The sequence below is a fragment of the Haliea sp. E17 genome (assembly GCF_048323675.1).
In the GTDB taxonomy this organism is placed as follows: domain Bacteria; phylum Pseudomonadota; class Gammaproteobacteria; order Pseudomonadales; family Halieaceae; genus Mangrovimicrobium.
The window spans coordinates 224,763-241,679 of the sequence record NZ_JBLWFK010000001.1 but is presented as its reverse complement, the minus strand read 5'-3'; the positions used below and the strand labels follow the sequence as shown (position 1 = coordinate 241,679).

Below are 16,917 nucleotides of genomic sequence, written 5' to 3'. Positions count from 1 at the left end.
CATGCGAATTCTTGATCATTCGGCTCATTTTTCGGGCACGACGCACCCAAAAGGTGCGTACTGGAAGGGCAAAATCCGCGAATCCCCCTGTTTACAGGGCCTGAAACAGTGGCATGTAACTTGCTCTCTTTGTTGGATTCGAACCTGAAATCAAAACCGCCTGTTAAAGCAAAGGATCAGTCTGTGAACCGCTGCAGTCCCGAATTCATCTCATCGGCCGCCGCCATCGTCGGTGAAAGCTTCCTCGAACTGAACCCCCGCGCCCTGCGCTCCGGCTCGCGCGACTGCTTCCATTTCTCCCCGGTACTGACGCCGCTGCTCGACGACTGCCAGGCCGAGGCCATCGCCTACCCCGCGACTGAAGCAGAACTGCGTGCGCTGCTCGCCCTGTCGGTAGAGCACAGCGTCCCCGTCACTCCCCGCGGCGGCGGCACCGGCAACTACGGCCAGGGGGTACCCCTGCAGGGCGGGCTGATGATCAACACCCGCCGCTTCAACCGCATTATCTCGCTGGACGCGGACGCCGCCCGCGTGGAGGCCGGGGTGAACCTGTGGACCATCGAGCAGCAGGCCGCCGAACACGGCGCCGAACTGCGCATGTTTCCCAGCACCATCGGCACCTCCAGCGCGGCCGGATTCATTACCGGCGGCAGCGGCGGTATCGGCTCCATCACGTGGGGCATGCTGCGCGACCTCGACAACGTGCGCCAGGTGAGCATCCTGACCTGCGAGGCGGAGCCGCGGCGCATCGAACTGCGCGGACCGGAACAGCTGCGCGACGTACTGCACAACTGCGGACTGACCGCCTTCGTCACCGAGGTCACTTTCGCCCTGGCGCCGCGCCAGGACTGGCACCAGTACATTTTTGCCTGCGAGGACTTCGACACTGCCATGCGCGCCGGGGCGAGCGTTGCCGCGGACAGCAGCATCAGCAAACGCCTGGTCAGCGCCTTCGAATGGCCGATCCCCGCCTACTTCAAACCGCTGGTCAAGCGCGACGCCTGCCCCGAGGGCAAGTCGCTGGTCTTCCTGATCAGCAGCCTGGCCCCGGAGGCCGCCAGTGCGTATATGGAGGAACTCGGCGGCAGCCTGACCTTCCACCAGCCGCCGCCCGAAGGGCCGCTCAAGGGCAAGGGTTTCCAGATCTACGATTTCACCTGGAACCACACCACCCAGTGGGCGATGAAATACGATCCCGGCCTCACCTACCTGCAGGAGGGCTTCGACCTGCAGCGCATTCACGAGCAGGTGACGCAGCGCAGGGAAGTGTTCGGCGACCAGGTCCAGACCCACATCGAGTTCGTCGGCGACCCGGTGAGCGGGGATATTCGCGCCGCCGGCCTCAGCGTGGTCCGCTTCCAGGGCAACCAGCAACTGCAAGACCTGATCGACTACTGCGAAGCCAACGGCATCGGTATCGCCAATCCCCACACCCACTTCCTCGACGAGGATACCCGCTGGTACAACAATGGCATGCTCGCGGCCAAGGACCGCTGGGACCCGCAGCACCTGCTCAACCCCGGCCACCTGCACGCGCTGGAGCAGGCCGGAGGGTGACCGCCGCACACTTCGACCTGCTGCTGCGCGACATCCGCCTGCCCGGCGCGAGCGAGGCCATGTGCCTCGCCACCCGCGGGCCGCGGATCGCCCACATCGGTCCGGATGCCGCACTGGATGCCCATGAGACTGTTACTGGCGGCGCTGCACTGCTGCTGCCCGGGCTGGTCGAGCCCCACGCCCACCTGGACAAGAACTACAGCCGCGACTGCCTGCCCGAGGCGGGCAGCAGCGGCCGCGGCGCGCTCTGCGACGCCATCGCCGCCATGCGCGAGTACAAGCGCCAGCGCAGCCTGGAGCTGGTGCTGGCGCGCGCCGAGCGCGGCCTGCAGCGGGCAGTGCGCGCCGGAGTCAGTGTAATGCGCTCGCACATCGACCTCGGCAGCGCAGAGGAACTGCCGGTGCTGCAGGGAATGCTCGACCTGGCCGCGCGCTGGGCCGACCGCATCCAGCTGGAGTTCACCGTGCTCGGCAACCTGTCCAGCAACGAGGGGCTGGCGATCTGCGCCGAGGCCCTGCAGATGGGCGCGGTCGCCGTAGGCGGTACCCCGGCCCTGTGCGACGCGCCGCAGCGGGCGATCGACGCCGCTCTCGATCTCGCCGGCCGCTACGGTCGACCACTCGACCTGCACATCGACGAGACCGAGGACCCGGCCAGCCCCTGCCTGCGCTACCTGGCGCAGCGCTGCATCGAACTGGACTGGGACCTGCCGGTCGCCGCCAGCCACTGCTGCTCGCTGGGCTTTGTCGAAGCGCCGCAACGGGCCGACACCATCGCGCTGCTACAGCGCGCCGGGATCGGCGTGATCACCCTGCCGGCCTGCAACCTGGTATTGATGGGCCACGGCGTACAGCCCGCGCCCCGCGGCATCCCGCCCATCCGTGAACTGCTCGACGCCGGGGTGACCGTGGCGGTGGGCAGCGACAACGTGCAGGACCCCTTCCAGCCCTGGGGTGATTACGACCCGCTGGCCAGCGCCGCGCTGCTGGCGCAGGTCGCCCAGATCGGCCCCCGGCGCAGCGGGGAACTGCTGGCGATGGTGAGCGAGGCGCCCGCGCGCGCGCTGGGCCTGCCGGCTGCAGGTCTCACGGTCGGTAGCGCCGCGCATTTTTCCCTGCTCGACTGCGACGACCTGCACAGTGCGCTGTGCGAACAGCCGCTGCGGCGCGAGGTGTATTTCGGCGGGCGGCGGGTACTGGAACAGCGCCTGACGACCCACTGGCCGCAGGCGCACCCATGTGGCCAGGCGATCCCGCAGGCTCTCCCGACAACAGGTGACAGCAGATGACCGTGACCATTGACGCCGAGCCCGCAGCGGTCTCCCTCGACCCGGCACGCAGCGCCCTGCTGGTAATCGACATGCAGCGGGACTTCCTCGAACCCGGCGGCTTCGGCGAATCCCTCGGCAACAATGTCGCGAAACTGCGCGCGGCCATCGCCCCCTGCGCGCGCCTGATGCAGGCGATGCGCGCGGTCGGCGTACCCGTGCTGCACACCCGCGAGGGACACCGCCCGGGGCTGGAAGATGTGCACCCGGAAAAACAGGCGCGCTGCGCCCCGGGTCGCAAGATTGGCGACAGCGGTCCGATGGGACGCATCCTGGTGCGCGGCGAGGCGGGCCACGACTTTATCGCGGAACTCTACCCGCTGCCCGGCGAGAGCGTGATCGACAAGCCCGGCAAGGGCGCGTTTTACGCCACCGACCTCGACCTGCTGCTGCGCAGCGCGGGTATCGAGCACCTGATCATCTGCGGCGTCACCACCGAGGTCTGTGTGCACACCACGGTGCGCGAGGCCAACGACCGCGGCTACCGGGTACTGGTGCCGGGAGACTGCTGTGCATCCTATTTCGACGAGTTTCACCGTGTGGGCCTGGCGATGATCAGCGCCCAGGGCGGCATCTTCGGTGCAGTGACGACCGCGAATGCCATTATCGATGCTTTCGGGGGAAGGCAAAATGGAGACGACGCTTAACAGGGAATTTACACCGAAGTTCTGGTCAACCGGGGACTGGAACGCGCTGTTCGGGTTTGGCACCAACATCCTGGTCAACCTGCTGGTACTCACCGGACTACTGCGCTACGCACTGCAGATGCCGGACGATCTCGTATTCGGACGCATCCTGCCGGCCACCGGGCTGATGCTCTGCCTGAGTACCGCCTACTACGCCTGGCTCGCCTGGAAACTGGCGAAGGAAACCGGCCGCGACGACGTCTGCGCCCTGCCCTCGGGCATCGGCGTAGCGCACATGTTCATCGTGGTGTTCGTCATCATGATGCCGATCAAGGCGCAGACCGGCGATCCCTACGCCGCCTGGGAGGCGGGCCTGGCCTGGGTGTTCATCCAGAGCATCATCCTCATGCTCGGCGGCTACATCGCCCCGATCATCCGCCGCATCACCCCGCGCGCCGCCCTGCTCGGCACGCTTGCGGGGGTCTCGGTCACCTTTATCTCCATGCGCCCGGCGCTGGAAATGTACGGTGCGCCGCTGATCGGCCTGACCTGTTTCTTCATCATCCTCGCGGGCTGGTTCGGCAACGTACGCTACCCCGGCGGTATTCCCGCCGGCCTGGTGGCGATCTTCGTCGGCACCTTGATCGCCTGGGGCGCCACGGCGCTGGGTTACGACTACGGCGGCATGAGCGTGCCCGCCATCGGCGCGGCGCTGGCGGACTTTGGCTTCTCGCTGCCGCTGCCGGCGATCGGCTACACTTTCTCCGGCTTCGAGTACCTCGGCATCCTGCTGGTCACCGCCGTGCCCTTCGGTATCTACGACCTGGTCGAGGCGATGGACAACGTGGAGAGCGCCGACGCCGCCGGCGACAGTTACCCGACCAACCGGGTGGTGGTGGCGGACGGCGTGGTCAGCATGGTCGGCTGCCTGATGGGCAACCCCTTCATCAACGCGGTGTACATCGGCCACCCCGGCTGGAAAGCCATGGGCGGGCGCATCGGCTATTCAGCGGTCACCGGCCTGGTCATGCTGTTGCTGTGCTGCTTCGGCATTCTCTCGCTGGCGCTGGCGCTGATTCCGGTGGTCGCTATCCTGCCGATCCTGCTGTACATCGGCATGCTGATCGGCGCCCAGGCCTTCCGCGAATCGCCCGGCCGCCACGCCCCGGCGATCATTCTGGCGCTGGTGCCGCACCTCGCCGCCTGGGCCAAGAACCAGATCGACGGTGCGCTGGGCGCCGCGGGCACCTCCGCCCACGAGGTGGGTCTCGACAACCTGGCCGGCGCGGGTGTGCTCTACCAGGGCCTGGAGACCCTCGGCGGAGGATCGATCCTCGGCGGCCTGGTACTCGGCGCCATCGCCGTGTTCGTGATCGAGCGCGAATACACGCGGGTCGCCGCGTTCAGCCTCGCAGGCTGCCTGCTGAGTTTCTTCGGTTTCATGCACGGGGAAGCAGTGGGCTGGGCGGTCTCGCCTGCGCCGGCAGTCGCCTACGGCCTGCTGGCGCTGGGCGCGGGATGGCACGGGCTGCGCAAGACCAGCGAAGTACCGGTGCCGGCGGGTTACGAGGGCCCGGCGGCGGGCGAAAGTTAAGGAGAGAACACCGATGCAGGAAATCACCCTGGACATGCTGGCGGCCTTTGCAGCCGCCGCGGGGGTCGCGGTGCCGGAGGAATACCGCGACGGCGTGCTGACCCACCTGCGGGTGGCACAGGCGATGGCGGCGAAGGTCCACGCGGCGCCGCTGCACCCGGATGAGTTGGCGCTGGCGCCGGTATTTACTCCCTGGGTTTTGCCGGACACCAGTTGCGATGCGTGAAATTAATACCCTCTCCGCGTCAGCAATCGGCGCTGCGGTCAACGCGGGCGAACTCTCCGCCGTCGCGGTGACCGAGGCGAACCTCGCCGCTATTGCACAGCGCAACGCCGAACTGAACTGCTTCACCGAGGTAACAGCGCAGCGGGCGCTGGCCCGGGCCGCGGCGATCGATGCCCGGGTTGCGGCAGGTGAGCAGGCGGGGCCGCTGGCCGGGGTACCCTTCGCGGTAAAGAACCTGTTCGACATAGCGGGCATTACCACCCTGGCCGGCAGCAAAATCCTTGCCGGCAGCCCGCCGGCCAGCGCCGATGCAGTGCTGGTCCGGCGCCTCGAGAACGCGGGGGCAGTGCTGGTCGGTGCACTGGCGATGGGTGAATTCGCCTACGACTTCACCGGCGAAAGCCAACACTACGGCGCCTGCCGCAATCCCTGGGACACGGCACGCATGAGCGGCGGCTCTTCCTCCGGCTCCGGCAGCGCAACCGCGGCGGGGCTGGCGCCAATCTCTCTGGGTTCCGACACCAACGGCTCCATCCGCGTGCCCGCCTCCCTGTGCGGGCTGTTCGGCCTCAAGCCCACCTACGGCAGGCTTCCGCGCACCGGCACTTTTCCCTTCAGCGACAGCCTCGATCACCTCGGCCCGCTGGCGCGCAGTGCCGGGGACCTCGCCCTGGCCTTCGACTGCCTGCAGGGATTTGACGCCGGCGACCCGGCCTGCGCGGACAAACCCGCATTGGCCAGCCTCCCCGCGCTGGACCAGGGCATTGCCGGCCTGCGCATCGGTGTCGCGGAAGGTTATTTCGACTGCAGGGATTTTCCCGAGGCCGGGGCTGCCGTCGACACGGTGGCAAGTGCGCTGGGCGCACAAACCCGCCTGCCGATGACCGGCGCCGACGAGGGCCGCTCCGCGGCCTACCTGATCACCAACGCGGAGGGCGCCGCACTGCACCGGCAACGCCTGCAAACCCGCCTGCCGGATTTCGACGCCGACACCCGCGACCGCTTCCTCGCCGGCAGCCTGTGGCCCGCCGGCTGGTACGTGCGCGCGCAGGCGGTGCGCCGCTGGTGGCTGGACCAGATGCTGGCGGTGTTCCGCGAGGTGGACCTGGTCATCGCCCCGGCTACCCCCTGCTGCGCCCCGCTGGTCGGCACCCGCACACTGAACGTGCGCGGCGAGGAACAACTACTGCGCCCCAACCTCGGCCTGTTCACCCAGCCCTTCTCCGCCATCGGCCTGCCGGTGGTGTCGGTGCCCCTGCTGTCGCCGGCCAGCGGCCTGCCGATCGGCGTGCAACTGGTCGCCCCGCCCTGGCGCGAGGACCTCTGCCTGCGGGCGGCGCGCGCGCTGGAACTACAGGGCGTCACCCTGGCGGGCGGTCCCCCGCAGTCATCCAGCGCAGGTAGTTGACCAGGTCGCGGAGTTCGCCCTCGCCCAGTTTGCCGGCATAGACCGGCATCTTGGTGCGCGGGAAATAATCCGTCACCTGCAGGATCAACTGCTGCAACTGGCTGTCGTCGAGCACCTGCAGCATGCCGCCGCTGCGATCCAGCTCCGGACCGACAGCGCCGCCGACTCCCTGCAGGCGGTGGCATTTTACGCAGTGGCTGACATAGCTGGCGTAGCCAGCGCGAACCGCCTGCGCGGTAGCTGGCGGTGGCGAGGGCAGGTAATAGCGGTCCGCCGGCACCAGCCGGGTGAGCTGATAGGGCCAGGGAAGTTCCGCGACCCGTTCCCCCGCCGCGGCACTGTGCGGATCGACATCGCGCACCGCCCACACCAGGTAGAACGGATCGAAGTTGACCATTTCGCGGCCGTGGGGATAAAGCTGCCAGTGCAGGCCCGGCGAGGGTTCGCTGTCCGCCAGCGCGAGCACCGGCTCCAGCGCCGGATCGGCGAGCAGGACTTTGGGCAGGGCGATGCTGTAACCGTCCGTGCACTCCAGTACCAGGTCCTCGTCGGCCAGGCCGAGCGCGGCGAGCAGCGGCCGCAGGGGCACACCGCGGTAGGAACGCGGCACACCGAACTGGGGATCGAATACCGTGACCTCACGCGAACCGAATTCCGCCAGCAAGGTTTCTACCGGGAAGAAACGCTCCCGGCCGCTGCTGTCGAGCACCGCCAGGCGTCGCTCATCGGCGTAAGCGAGGGAAAGCAGCAACAGCTGCGCCAGCAGGAACAGGCCGGATGCAGCCAGGCGGGACATTGCCGACCTACCAGTCATCCCGGTCGCGCAGGTATTGCAGCGGATAGGCCGAGACTTCCTGCAGCAGTTCCGCCAGTCCTTTCGCGTAGTGGTTTACATAGAGTTCGCCCAGTTCCGCCGTCGCCCTGGTGGCATCACCGGAACAACCGCAGGGGTGCAGGTCGTTGGACATCCAGCCCATGTAGGTACTGCCCAGCACCCGCAGGCGCTTGAACTCGGTTTCCACCTGCGACAACAGGCCGCTGAAATTCTGCGCCTTGTCCATCTTCACCAGGTCCGGCCGCAGGTAGAGCATCATCGAGGTCTCCACCTGCCCGGCGTGGATGCCGTGGCGGCGTTCGTCGTCGGGAACCTCCGCGTCCGGCGGACCGAAGCTCCAGCCACTGCAGCCGACGCTGAGCATCTTGTGCTTGACCCGCAGTTCCCGGCAGCAGATTTCCATCACCTGGGGCTGGCCGCCGTGGGCATTGAAAAACACCAGCTTGCGCAGGCCGCTGCGGGCCACGCTGTCGCCTATCTCGGTCCAGCTGCGCAGCAACGTTTCTGCGGTGTGGGTCACGGTGCCCTCAAATTGCAGGTGTTCGGTGGACTTACCCACCGCCTGGGTGGGCAGCACCAGCAGCGGCACATCCTCTGGCACCAATTTTGCTGCCGCCAGACACAGGGATTCGGCAATCGTCGCGTCGGTGCTGACCGGCAGGTGCGGACCGTGTTGTTCGATGGCGCCCACGGGCAACAGCGCAACCGTGCGCTCGGGGTCGAGGTCAGTAAAATCCTCGGTGGTCAGGTCCTGCCAGAGTCTCATATTTACCAATTGCTCCAATTTTCAATTCATTTCCCCGGGGATTTTTCAATGCAACGAATCGCCAACCCGCCAGGCATCCATCCGCCCTTCGGCAATTACGCCCACGGCATCGGGATCGAGGCTCGATCACGCCTGGTGATGACCTCCGGACAGCTGGGAATTAGCAAGAACGGTGCCATCCCCCAGGACTGCGAGGCGCAGGCGGAACTCTGTTTTGATGCCATCGAAGCAATCCTCGCCGGCGCCGGACTGGAACTTGACCATCTGGTCCACTTGCGGGCATACGTCACCGCGCGCGAGCACTTCCCCGCCTACATGGCAGTGCGCGACCGGCGCCTGGGTGGCCGGGAAATTGCATCGACCCTGCTGGTCGTGGGCGGCTTTACCCGGCCCGAATTCCTCGTGGAGATAGAGGCACTGGCAGCTGCACCTGCCGACGCCTGATCGCACAATCATGGTGCGGGACAAGCACGCAGCGGGTGCACGACTACCGAATCAGTGCGCCCTGGCAGCGGGTAAATCCGGCATTCTGCACACAATTTCTATTTTTGACCTGTTAGTCAGCTTTTGGCACAACGCTTGCATTTACCCACTGCGACCGGGCACTGCAGAGATTCCGGCATCTTACTACCTGATTTCAACCGCGGAGCTGGCGCTTGCCAGCCATAGGGGAGAGTAATTCCATGGAGAGATTTTGCGTGACTGTTCTGGCCAGCGCGATTGCGATGTACTCCGCATCGCTGATGGCCCAGGAAACCACGGGTGACGAGGACGTTGTCGAACTGGACACCTTCGTCGCTGAAGAGGAGGTGAACGACGACCTCGGCATCCTCCAGTCCGAGCCGGTCGACTCCGTCTTCGGTTTCGGGAAAACCGTACTGGAGACGCCGCGTTCCGTGAGCTCCATCAGCTCTGAGTTCCTCGAACAGTTCAATGCCAAGGGCATCAACGACATCGTCAACTTCGTGCCCGGCACCTTCACTACCTCCTTCTTCGGTGTGGCGGGATCGCTGGATATCCGCGGTAGCGCGGCGGAAAACTACTTCCGCGGGGTCAAGCGCCTGAACAACGAGGGCAACTACCCGACGCCGATCGGCGCCTCCGACCGCATCGACGTGATTCGCGGCCCGATGTCACCGATCTCCGGCCCCAGCAAGGTGGGCGGCGCCCTGAACTTCATTCCGAAGTCCGCGCGCGCCAGCACCGGCCAGTACATGGAGGAATCCACCGGCCAGATTACCTACGAAACCGGTAGCTGGGACAAGAACATTTTTTCCGCGGAGCTCGGCGGTCCGGCCGAATTCCTCGGCGACAATGCCGGTTACTACCTCTACGGCGAGATCAACAACTCCGACAGCTACTACAACAACGACTACACCGAACAGACCCTGCTGCAGGCTTCGTTCAACAAGGACCTCAGCAGTTCTACCCGGATCGAGTTCGGCGGCATGTACCAGGACTGGCGCGGTTTCGAGAACGGTGGCTGGAACCGTGTGACCCAGGACCTGATCGACCACGGCACCTACATCACCGGGCAGCCTGGCGTGAATATCGACAGCGAGTTCGGCAACGGCAACGGCCTGATCCAGGGCTGGGAAATCGACGCCTGGGAAAGCACCCTCGCCGGGCTGGTTTCCACTGGCGAACCCTTCACCGAGGGTACCACCAGCTGCTTCACCGGCATTTCCGTATTCTGCTTCCAGGACAACTTCGCACCGCTTGACCCCAGCACCCTGACCCAGGACCTGGTCGACCAACTGGGCCTGGAAGCGAACGCGTCTACCGTCGGCACCACCAAGCTCAGCGGCAACGAAGTGCTGATCGGCAAGCTCGACGAGTACGACACCGAAACCACCACTTTCTACTTCGACATCATCCACGACTTCGGCAGTGGCTGGACGATGACCAACAAGCTGTTTTACGACGCGCAGGAATACACCAACGTCGACAGCTACGGTTTCACCAAGATCGCCGACGCCTGGGTAGTCGAGGACCAGCTGATTTTTGCCAAGGACTTTGAAGGCAAGAACTGGACCACCGGCCTGCAGCTGTCTCCCTCCATTCGTTACACCGACGCGTTCTACGCCAACGACTTCTCCGACGAGATTTTCGACCGGGTTGACCTGACCGAGGGCTTCAACGCGCTGTCGGCACAGTTGCCGCCCAGCCGCGCTCCCGCCGGCGCCGAGACCTGGAGTAACTACTGGGATTCCCAGTACACCCAGTACGGCCTCGCGGCTCTGGCGGATATCGGCATCGGCGACTTCGACATCCTGCTCGGCGCACGTTACGACTACGTCGACGCCGAGGGCGAGAGCGGCGATGGCGACGGCCCCGTAGTCCTGCAAACCTTCGACCCGAATGGCGAGTACACCGCATCCAACTCGGATGACGGCTTCACCTGGACGGCGAGTGTTTCCTACACCATCGCCGAGATGTTCACCCCCTACGTCACCATGGCGGAACAGCAGACCATCGTCTCCGGCGCCGCGGGTGAGCTCGACACCCAGAACATCTACGACAAGACCTTCCTCGGCGATTCCGAGTTGACCGAAATCGGCCTGAAGGCCAGCCTGCTGGACGGCCGCCTGTTCCTTGCCGGCGCTTACTACGACCAGGAGCGTATCTCCTTCAGCTCGCAGAACCCGGTATCCAACCAGGCGATCAAGTCCGAAGGTTATGAACTGGAAATGCGCTATGTGCCCTTCGACAAGCTTTCCCTGATCGGCACCTACTCCAACCAGGAGACCCGGGTAACCACCCCCGGCGGCGTGACCTTCAGCTACATCGGCGCAGCTGACATGCCGCAGATCGACCCTTCCAGCCTGTTCGGCGGCATCATCGGCGGCAATATCTATGTCGGCAACGAACCCCTGCGCGGTGGTATCCCGGAAGTGACCTGGAGTCTCTCCGCCAGCTACAAGTTGCTCGAGCAGGTCAAGACCAACCTTAGCCTGACCTACGTCGACTCGGTGGCCTCCTCGGTACTGGGCGGCATCGAACTGCCGGATTACTACCTGTTGAATGGCTCGGTGGTCTACGACACCGACAAGTTCCGCTTCGGTGTGTTCCTCAACAACATCCTCGACGAGGACTACTACCGCGGCAACTTCCCGAGCCTCTACGGCAACAACGCAGTGCTGCCGGAACTGCCTTTCAACTGGTCAGCGGAAATCGCTTACAAGTTCTAGGTGTGAAACTGGCGTCAGCCAGAGCATTAGAGCAGCGGTTCGCCGCTGCTCCTTTTTTTCCAGCTTCAAAAACAGGGTGGTCATGGGCGACACCATCGATAGAGAATCACCAGACGCACGACGCCCGCTGATTTTCGCTCAGGAACTCGGCAAGGCATTCACTCCGGGGCTACCGGTGCTGCAGGACATCAACCTTTCACTGGCCCGCGGGGAGTTCCTCGCCCTGATCGGACCCAGTGGCTGTGGCAAATCCACCTTACTCAAACTGATCGCGGGACTGATCGAACCCAGCGGCGGCAAGCTTACCGTCGGCGGTGGCGCTCCGGCTGCGGCCGAGGACAAGCTCGGCTTCGTCTTCCAGGACGCCAACCTGCTGCCCTGGCTCGACATCACCGCCAACGTCGCACTGCCCCTGAGGCTGGCCGGGGTACCGCGCCCCCAGCGCGAACGCCGGGCCGCGGAAATGCTGCAACTGGTCGGCCTCGGCGACGCCACCGGCCGCTATCCGCGGGAGCTGTCCGGCGGCATGAAAATGCGCGTCTCCATCGCCCGGGCTCTGGCCCGGCAACCGGAGTTGCTGCTGCTCGATGAACCTTTTGGCGCGCTCGATGAGATGACCCGCGACACCCTCAATGAAGAACTTTTGCGACTGCGCGAACTGCAGCGCTGGACCGGGGTATTCGTCACCCACTCGGTCGCGGAGGCCGTGTTCCTGGCGTCGCAAGTAATGGTGCTGTCCGCCAACCCGGGCCGGGTGCACAAAATGATCGATATCGACCTGCCCTACCCTCGCACCGCCAGCCTGCGCGCCGAGGAGCGCTATCACCAGCACCTGGCGGAAGTCACCCGCAGCCTGCACAGCGTGGAGGGCGCCGCATGAAACTGTCACGCGCCAGCGCGCTCGCCGGTAACATCGGTTGGCCGCTGGTGGTTGGCCTGCTGTTTGTCGCCGCGTGGTACGCCGCCATCGAGCTGTTCAACATTCCCGAGTACCAGCTGCCCTTGCCCCACCGCATCGTCGAGGAGGGTATTCACGAGGCGCCCACCCTCTGGTCCGGGCTGCTGCAGACCGCCTGGGCCTGTGTGCTGGGCTTTTTCACCTCGGTAGTCGGCGGCGTGGTGCTCTCGGTGCTGCTGGCCTTCAGCAATATCGCCTACAAGGGCATCTACCCCTACATCCTGATTCTCAAGATGACCCCGGTCATCGTGCTGGCGCCGATCATCATCATCTGGTTCGGCCAGGGCCTCGGCAGCATCACCGTAATCACCTTCCTGATCTGCTTTTTCCCGATTGTCGCCAACACCACCATGGGCCTGCGCTCCACGGACCGCGGGCTGGTGGACCTGTTCCGGGTGTACTCCGCCTCGCGCTGGCAGGAGATGCTGCACCTGCGCATCCCCGCGGCACTGCCCTACTTTTTCACCGGCCTGAAGATCGCCGCGGCGCTGACCCCGATCGGCGCCCTCTACGGCGACACCGTGGCCGGCATGGGTTCCGGCTCCGACGCCGGCCTCGGTTTCGTAGTGGTGATTTTCAGTTCGCAGCTGAAGGTGCCCGCCCTGTTCGCCGCAGCCTTTACCGCCTGCGCCATCGGCTTCGCCTTCGTCGGGCTGGTCAATATACTGAGCTGGTGGGCACTGCACCGCTGGCACGACGCCTATCAGGAAGAGGGACGCTAATGCTCCGTACACTGGGAACACTGCTTTTCGCCGGACTGTGCCTGACCGCCTGCGGCGGGGACGCGCCCGGGACCAGCACCGACAACGGCGACGCACCGGTGAAAGTGGTGCTGCAGACCGACTGGTACGCGCAGCCCGAGCACGGCGGCTTTTACCAGGCACTGGCCAGGGGCTACTACGCCGAGGAGGGGCTGGACGTGGAAATCCGCCCCGGCGCCAATGTCAGCGCGATTCCCCAACTGGTCGCCAGCAACCGGGTACAGTTTTCCGTGGGCGCGATAGAAACCATGTTCATCTACCGCTCCCGGGGCATCCCGCTGGTCAGCCTTTTCCCCTATTTCCAGCACGATCCGCAGTGCGTCCTGTTCCACCCCGAATCCGGTATCAAGACCCTCGAGGACCTCGATGGCCGCGAGGTGATGTTCAATCCCGGGCTGGTCTATGTCGACTTTCTCGAAAAGGCGATGCACCTCGACATTCACGTCCTGCCCATGGACTGGAGCCTCGCCCGCTACATGACCGACAAGCAGTTCGTGCAGCAGTGCTTCCTCACCAACGAACCGGTGATCGTGCGGCGCAAGGGTATCGAGCCCGGGGTAATCCCGCTGTCGGAGTCCGGCTTCGACCCCTACCGCCACGTCTATACCAACGCGAAGATGATCGCCGAACAACCGGAAGTCGTGAAAGGCTTTATCCGCGCCTCCCTGCGCGGCTGGGACGATTTCATGCACGGCGACCCGGCGCCGGCCTTCGAACTGATCATCGCCAGCAACCCGCAGCAGGAGGAATCGCTGATGCGTGAGATACTGGCGCAGATGCAGGCCTACAGCCTCACCGATGGCAACACCGACCAGGGTGAAACCCTGGGACAGTACAACGTCGCACGGCTGGGCAAAGTACTGGAACAACTGCAACAACTCGGCCTGCTCGACGGGCCGGTGGAATTACGCGACAGCATCGCCTTCGACCTGCTGCCGCCTGAACTTGTCGTAAAGGAAACACCTTGAGCAATAGCGCGAGCCGGGAAGTACTGATAACCGGCGCACTCCTGTACACCGGCGGGCGGGGCGATATTCGCATCGCCGGCAACCGCATCGTGGAAATCGGCACAAACCTGCAGGCCGCTGGCGATGCCGAGCGCATTGACGCCAGCGGCTGCGTTGCCTTTCCCGGCCTGGTCAATACCCACCACCACCTCTTCCAGAGCCTGCTGAAGGGCGTGCCCGCGGGCATCGACAAGGCCCTCGGCGCCTGGCTGGTGGAAGTGCCCTACCAGGCCTGGCCGCACGTGACCCCGGAGAACATGTACAGCGCCGCCAAAGTCGGCCTCAGCGAACTGCTGCGCAGCGGCTGCACCACCTGCGCCGACCACCACTACCTCTACCACGCGGACACCAGCCCGGAGATCGAGCAGGCCATCCTGCAGGCGGCAAAGGACCTCGGCATGCGCCTGGTCCTGTGCCGCGGCGGCGGCACCCGCGAGGGCAACCAGCAGGGCGGCGCCGCTGCCAGCCTGGCGCCGGAGGGCATCGACCTGCGCATCCAGCGCATGCAGCAACTGGTGAGCGATTGCCACGACCCGGCGGCTGACGCCATGGTAAAAATCGCCGTGGCGCCTACCTCGGTCATCCACGCCTCCACTCCCACCGAACTGCGGCTGCTGGGGGAGTTCGCCCGCGAGTACGGCCTGCGCCGCCACAGCCACCTGCTCGAGGTCCCCTTCGACCAGGAAATGGCGATGGCCAAATACGGCATGGCGGCCATCGATTACATGGAAGACGTCGGCTGGCTGGGGGAAGATGTCTGGTTCGCCCACCTCGTCCATGTAGACGACGCGGGCCTGGAAAAGCTGCGCGCCACCCGTACCGGCATTGCCCACTGCCCCACGTCCAACGCGCGACTCGGCTCCGGTGTGGCCCGGGCGCCGGCGATGGACGCAGCGAAGATGCCGGTCTCCCTCGGGGTGGACGGCTCCGCTTCCGCCGAGAGCGGCAGCATGGTTTCCGAGATGCTGCTGGCCTGGATGATCCACCGCGCGGTCGGCGGCCCGGATGTGACCAGCGTCGAACAGATTGCCGACTGGGCCACCCGCGGCGGCGCGCACATTCTGGGTTACCATGAGCTCGGGGAACTCGCCCCGGGCAAACTGGCGGATATCGTGCTCTACGATATCGAGGCGCCGCGCTTCGCCGGCCTCTGGGAGCCGCGCTGGGCGCCGGTCATCTGCGGCGAGCCGATCACCGCCCGCCACGTTATGATCAACGGCGAATGGCGGGTGCGCGACGGCGCTATCCTCGGGCTCGACGAGGGCGCCCTCTTCCGTGACGCCCAACTACACACAGCCAACCTGGTGAACGCATGTCGATAGAAGCGCAGGAAGTCAGCCCACCCAACGGCACACTGGCTCGCAAGCTGGATAGCTGGTTCGGCCTGACCGAACACGGCACCAACATCCAGAGGGAATTGCTCGGGGGCCTTACCACCTTCATGGCCATGGCCTACATCACGGTGGTGAACCCGGCCATCCTCTCCGAGACCGGCATGGACTTTGGCGCGGTGTTCGTCGCCACCTGCCTCGCCGCGGCGGTGGGTTCCTTCATCATGGGCGCCCTCGCCAACTACCCCATCGCCCAGGCGCCCGGCATGGGCCAGAACGCCTACTTTACCTTCGGCATCGTGCTCGGCATGGGCACCAGCTGGCAGAGCGCGCTGGGGGCGGTATTTGTCTCCGGTATCATCTTCATCATCCTCAGCGTGTTGCCGATCCGGGAATGGCTGATCAACGCCATACCGCGCTCGCTGAAGCTCGGCATCTCCGCCGGCATCGGCTTCTTCCTCGCCATCATCGCGCTCGCCGGCGGTGGCGTGGTGGTGGACGACCCGGCGACCCTGGTCAGCCTCGGCGACCTCACCGAGCCGCCGGCCATCCTGCTGCTGCTCGGCTTCGTGCTGATCGCCGCGCTCAGCCACCGCGGCATGATCGGCGCGGTGGTCATCGGCATGCTGGCGGTGACTGCGGTGGGCTGGGTATTCGGCGTCGCGGAGTTCAAGGGCCTCACCTCCATGCCGCCCTCAATCGCGCCGGTGTTCATGCAGATGGACCTCAGCAGCGTATTCGAGTGGTCGATGATCACCGTGGTGCTGACCCTGCTGCTGGTGGATGTCTTCGACACCGCGGGGACCCTGGTCGGCGTCGCCACCCGGGCCAACATGCTCGACGAGAAGGGCCACCTGCCGCGCCTGCGCAAGGCCCTGCTGGCAGATTCCGGCGCCACCACCATCGGCGCCGTGTTCGGCACCTCATCCACCACCAGTTACATCGAGAGCGCCGCGGGGGTCGCCACCGGCGCGCGTACCGGCCTGGCCGCGATCACCACGGCAGCGCTGTTTATCCTCTGCCTGTTCATCGCCCCGCTGGCCCAGAGCATCCCCGCCTACGCCTCCGGCGCGGCGCTGCTGTTCGTCGCCTGCCTGATGGCCCGGGCATTGGAAAAGCTGGACTGGAACGACATCACCGAGAGCGCCCCGGCACTGGTGACCGCCATGGCGATGCCGCTGACCTATTCCATCGCCGACGGCATCGGTATCGGCTTTATCTGCTATGCGGTGACCGCCCTGATTGCCGGACGCACCCGCGAATGCCCACTGGCAGTGTATGTGGTGGCGATTATCTTCGGTCTGAAGTTCGCCTTCCTCTGATTACGCC

15 protein-coding genes are annotated in these 16,917 nt (G+C 65.4%); 13 read left to right on the top strand and 2 right to left on the bottom strand.

Translation table 11 applies throughout. The features are described from left to right. Positions 1–183 precede the first annotated feature (183 nt). From ACNKU3_RS00985 to ACNKU3_RS00960, 6 genes are read left to right on the top strand one after another with little or no spacing between them, the layout of a single operon-like run. Positions 184–1,557 carry an FAD-binding oxidoreductase gene (locus ACNKU3_RS00985; RefSeq protein ID WP_418257534.1) on the top strand — a complete coding sequence of 458 codons (1,374 nt, stop codon included), beginning with the start codon at positions 184–186 and terminating at the stop codon, positions 1,555–1,557. After that, positions 1,554–2,846: an amidohydrolase family protein gene (locus tag ACNKU3_RS00980; protein ID WP_418257533.1), complete on the top strand. Its 1,293-nt coding sequence runs from the start codon at positions 1,554–1,556 to the stop codon at positions 2,844–2,846. The genes ACNKU3_RS00985 and ACNKU3_RS00980 overlap by 4 nt, the downstream gene beginning before the upstream one ends. Beyond that, positions 2,843–3,532: a cysteine hydrolase family protein gene (locus tag ACNKU3_RS00975; RefSeq protein ID WP_418257532.1), complete on the top strand. Its 690-nt coding sequence runs from the start codon at positions 2,843–2,845 to the stop codon at positions 3,530–3,532. The genes ACNKU3_RS00980 and ACNKU3_RS00975 overlap by 4 nt, the downstream gene beginning before the upstream one ends. Next, positions 3,516–5,105: a hypothetical protein gene (locus tag ACNKU3_RS00970; RefSeq protein ID WP_418257531.1), complete on the top strand. Its 1,590-nt coding sequence runs from the start codon at positions 3,516–3,518 to the stop codon at positions 5,103–5,105. Before ACNKU3_RS00975 ends, ACNKU3_RS00970 begins: the two co-directional genes overlap by 17 nt. Positions 5,106–5,118: 13 nt before the next feature. Then, positions 5,119–5,331, top strand: a complete 213-nt coding sequence (locus tag ACNKU3_RS00965) for a DUF4089 domain-containing protein (RefSeq protein ID WP_418257530.1) — start codon at positions 5,119–5,121, stop codon at positions 5,329–5,331. Beyond that, entirely contained in the window at positions 5,324–6,739 is a 1,416-nt protein-coding gene (locus ACNKU3_RS00960; protein WP_418257529.1) for an AtzE family amidohydrolase, read from the top strand. Before ACNKU3_RS00965 ends, ACNKU3_RS00960 begins: the two co-directional genes overlap by 8 nt. Here ACNKU3_RS00960 and ACNKU3_RS00955 read toward each other — a convergent pair. Beyond that, entirely contained in the window at positions 6,693–7,535 is an 843-nt protein-coding gene (locus ACNKU3_RS00955; protein ID WP_418257528.1) for a c-type cytochrome, read from the bottom strand. The two genes, ACNKU3_RS00960 and ACNKU3_RS00955, sit on opposite strands and share 47 nt — an antisense overlap. Before the next feature lie 7 nt (positions 7,536–7,542). Beyond that, positions 7,543–8,340, bottom strand: a complete 798-nt coding sequence (locus ACNKU3_RS00950) for a creatininase family protein (RefSeq protein ID WP_418257527.1) — start codon at positions 8,338–8,340, stop codon at positions 7,543–7,545. Between the two features lie 48 nt (positions 8,341–8,388). Here ACNKU3_RS00950 and ACNKU3_RS00945 point away from each other — a divergent pair, with 48 nt between their 5' ends. From ACNKU3_RS00945 to ACNKU3_RS00915, 7 genes are all read left to right on the top strand, one after another. Continuing rightward, complete coding sequence (locus ACNKU3_RS00945) at positions 8,389–8,784, top strand: RidA family protein (RefSeq protein WP_418257526.1); 396 nt, start codon at positions 8,389–8,391, stop codon at positions 8,782–8,784. 254 nt (positions 8,785–9,038) lie between these two features. After that, complete coding sequence (locus ACNKU3_RS00940; RefSeq protein ID WP_418257525.1) at positions 9,039–11,531, top strand: TonB-dependent siderophore receptor; 2,493 nt, start codon at positions 9,039–9,041, stop codon at positions 11,529–11,531. 82 nt (positions 11,532–11,613) lie between these two features. Next, on the top strand, positions 11,614–12,411 hold the full coding sequence (locus ACNKU3_RS00935; protein WP_418257524.1) for an ABC transporter ATP-binding protein: 798 nt from the start codon (positions 11,614–11,616) through the stop codon (positions 12,409–12,411). Further along, positions 12,408–13,211 carry an ABC transporter permease gene (locus ACNKU3_RS00930; protein ID WP_418257523.1) on the top strand — a complete coding sequence of 268 codons (804 nt, stop codon included), beginning with the start codon at positions 12,408–12,410 and terminating at the stop codon, positions 13,209–13,211. The genes ACNKU3_RS00935 and ACNKU3_RS00930 overlap by 4 nt, the downstream gene beginning before the upstream one ends. Continuing rightward, positions 13,211–14,218 carry an ABC transporter substrate-binding protein gene (locus ACNKU3_RS00925; protein ID WP_418257522.1) on the top strand — a complete coding sequence of 336 codons (1,008 nt, stop codon included), beginning with the start codon at positions 13,211–13,213 and terminating at the stop codon, positions 14,216–14,218. The genes ACNKU3_RS00930 and ACNKU3_RS00925 overlap by 1 nt, the downstream gene beginning before the upstream one ends. After that, complete coding sequence (locus ACNKU3_RS00920; protein ID WP_418257521.1) at positions 14,215–15,579, top strand: amidohydrolase family protein; 1,365 nt, start codon at positions 14,215–14,217, stop codon at positions 15,577–15,579. The genes ACNKU3_RS00925 and ACNKU3_RS00920 overlap by 4 nt, the downstream gene beginning before the upstream one ends. Next, complete coding sequence (locus ACNKU3_RS00915) at positions 15,570–16,910, top strand: NCS2 family permease (RefSeq protein WP_418257520.1); 1,341 nt, start codon at positions 15,570–15,572, stop codon at positions 16,908–16,910. Before ACNKU3_RS00920 ends, ACNKU3_RS00915 begins: the two co-directional genes overlap by 10 nt. Positions 16,911–16,917 lie beyond the last annotated feature (7 nt).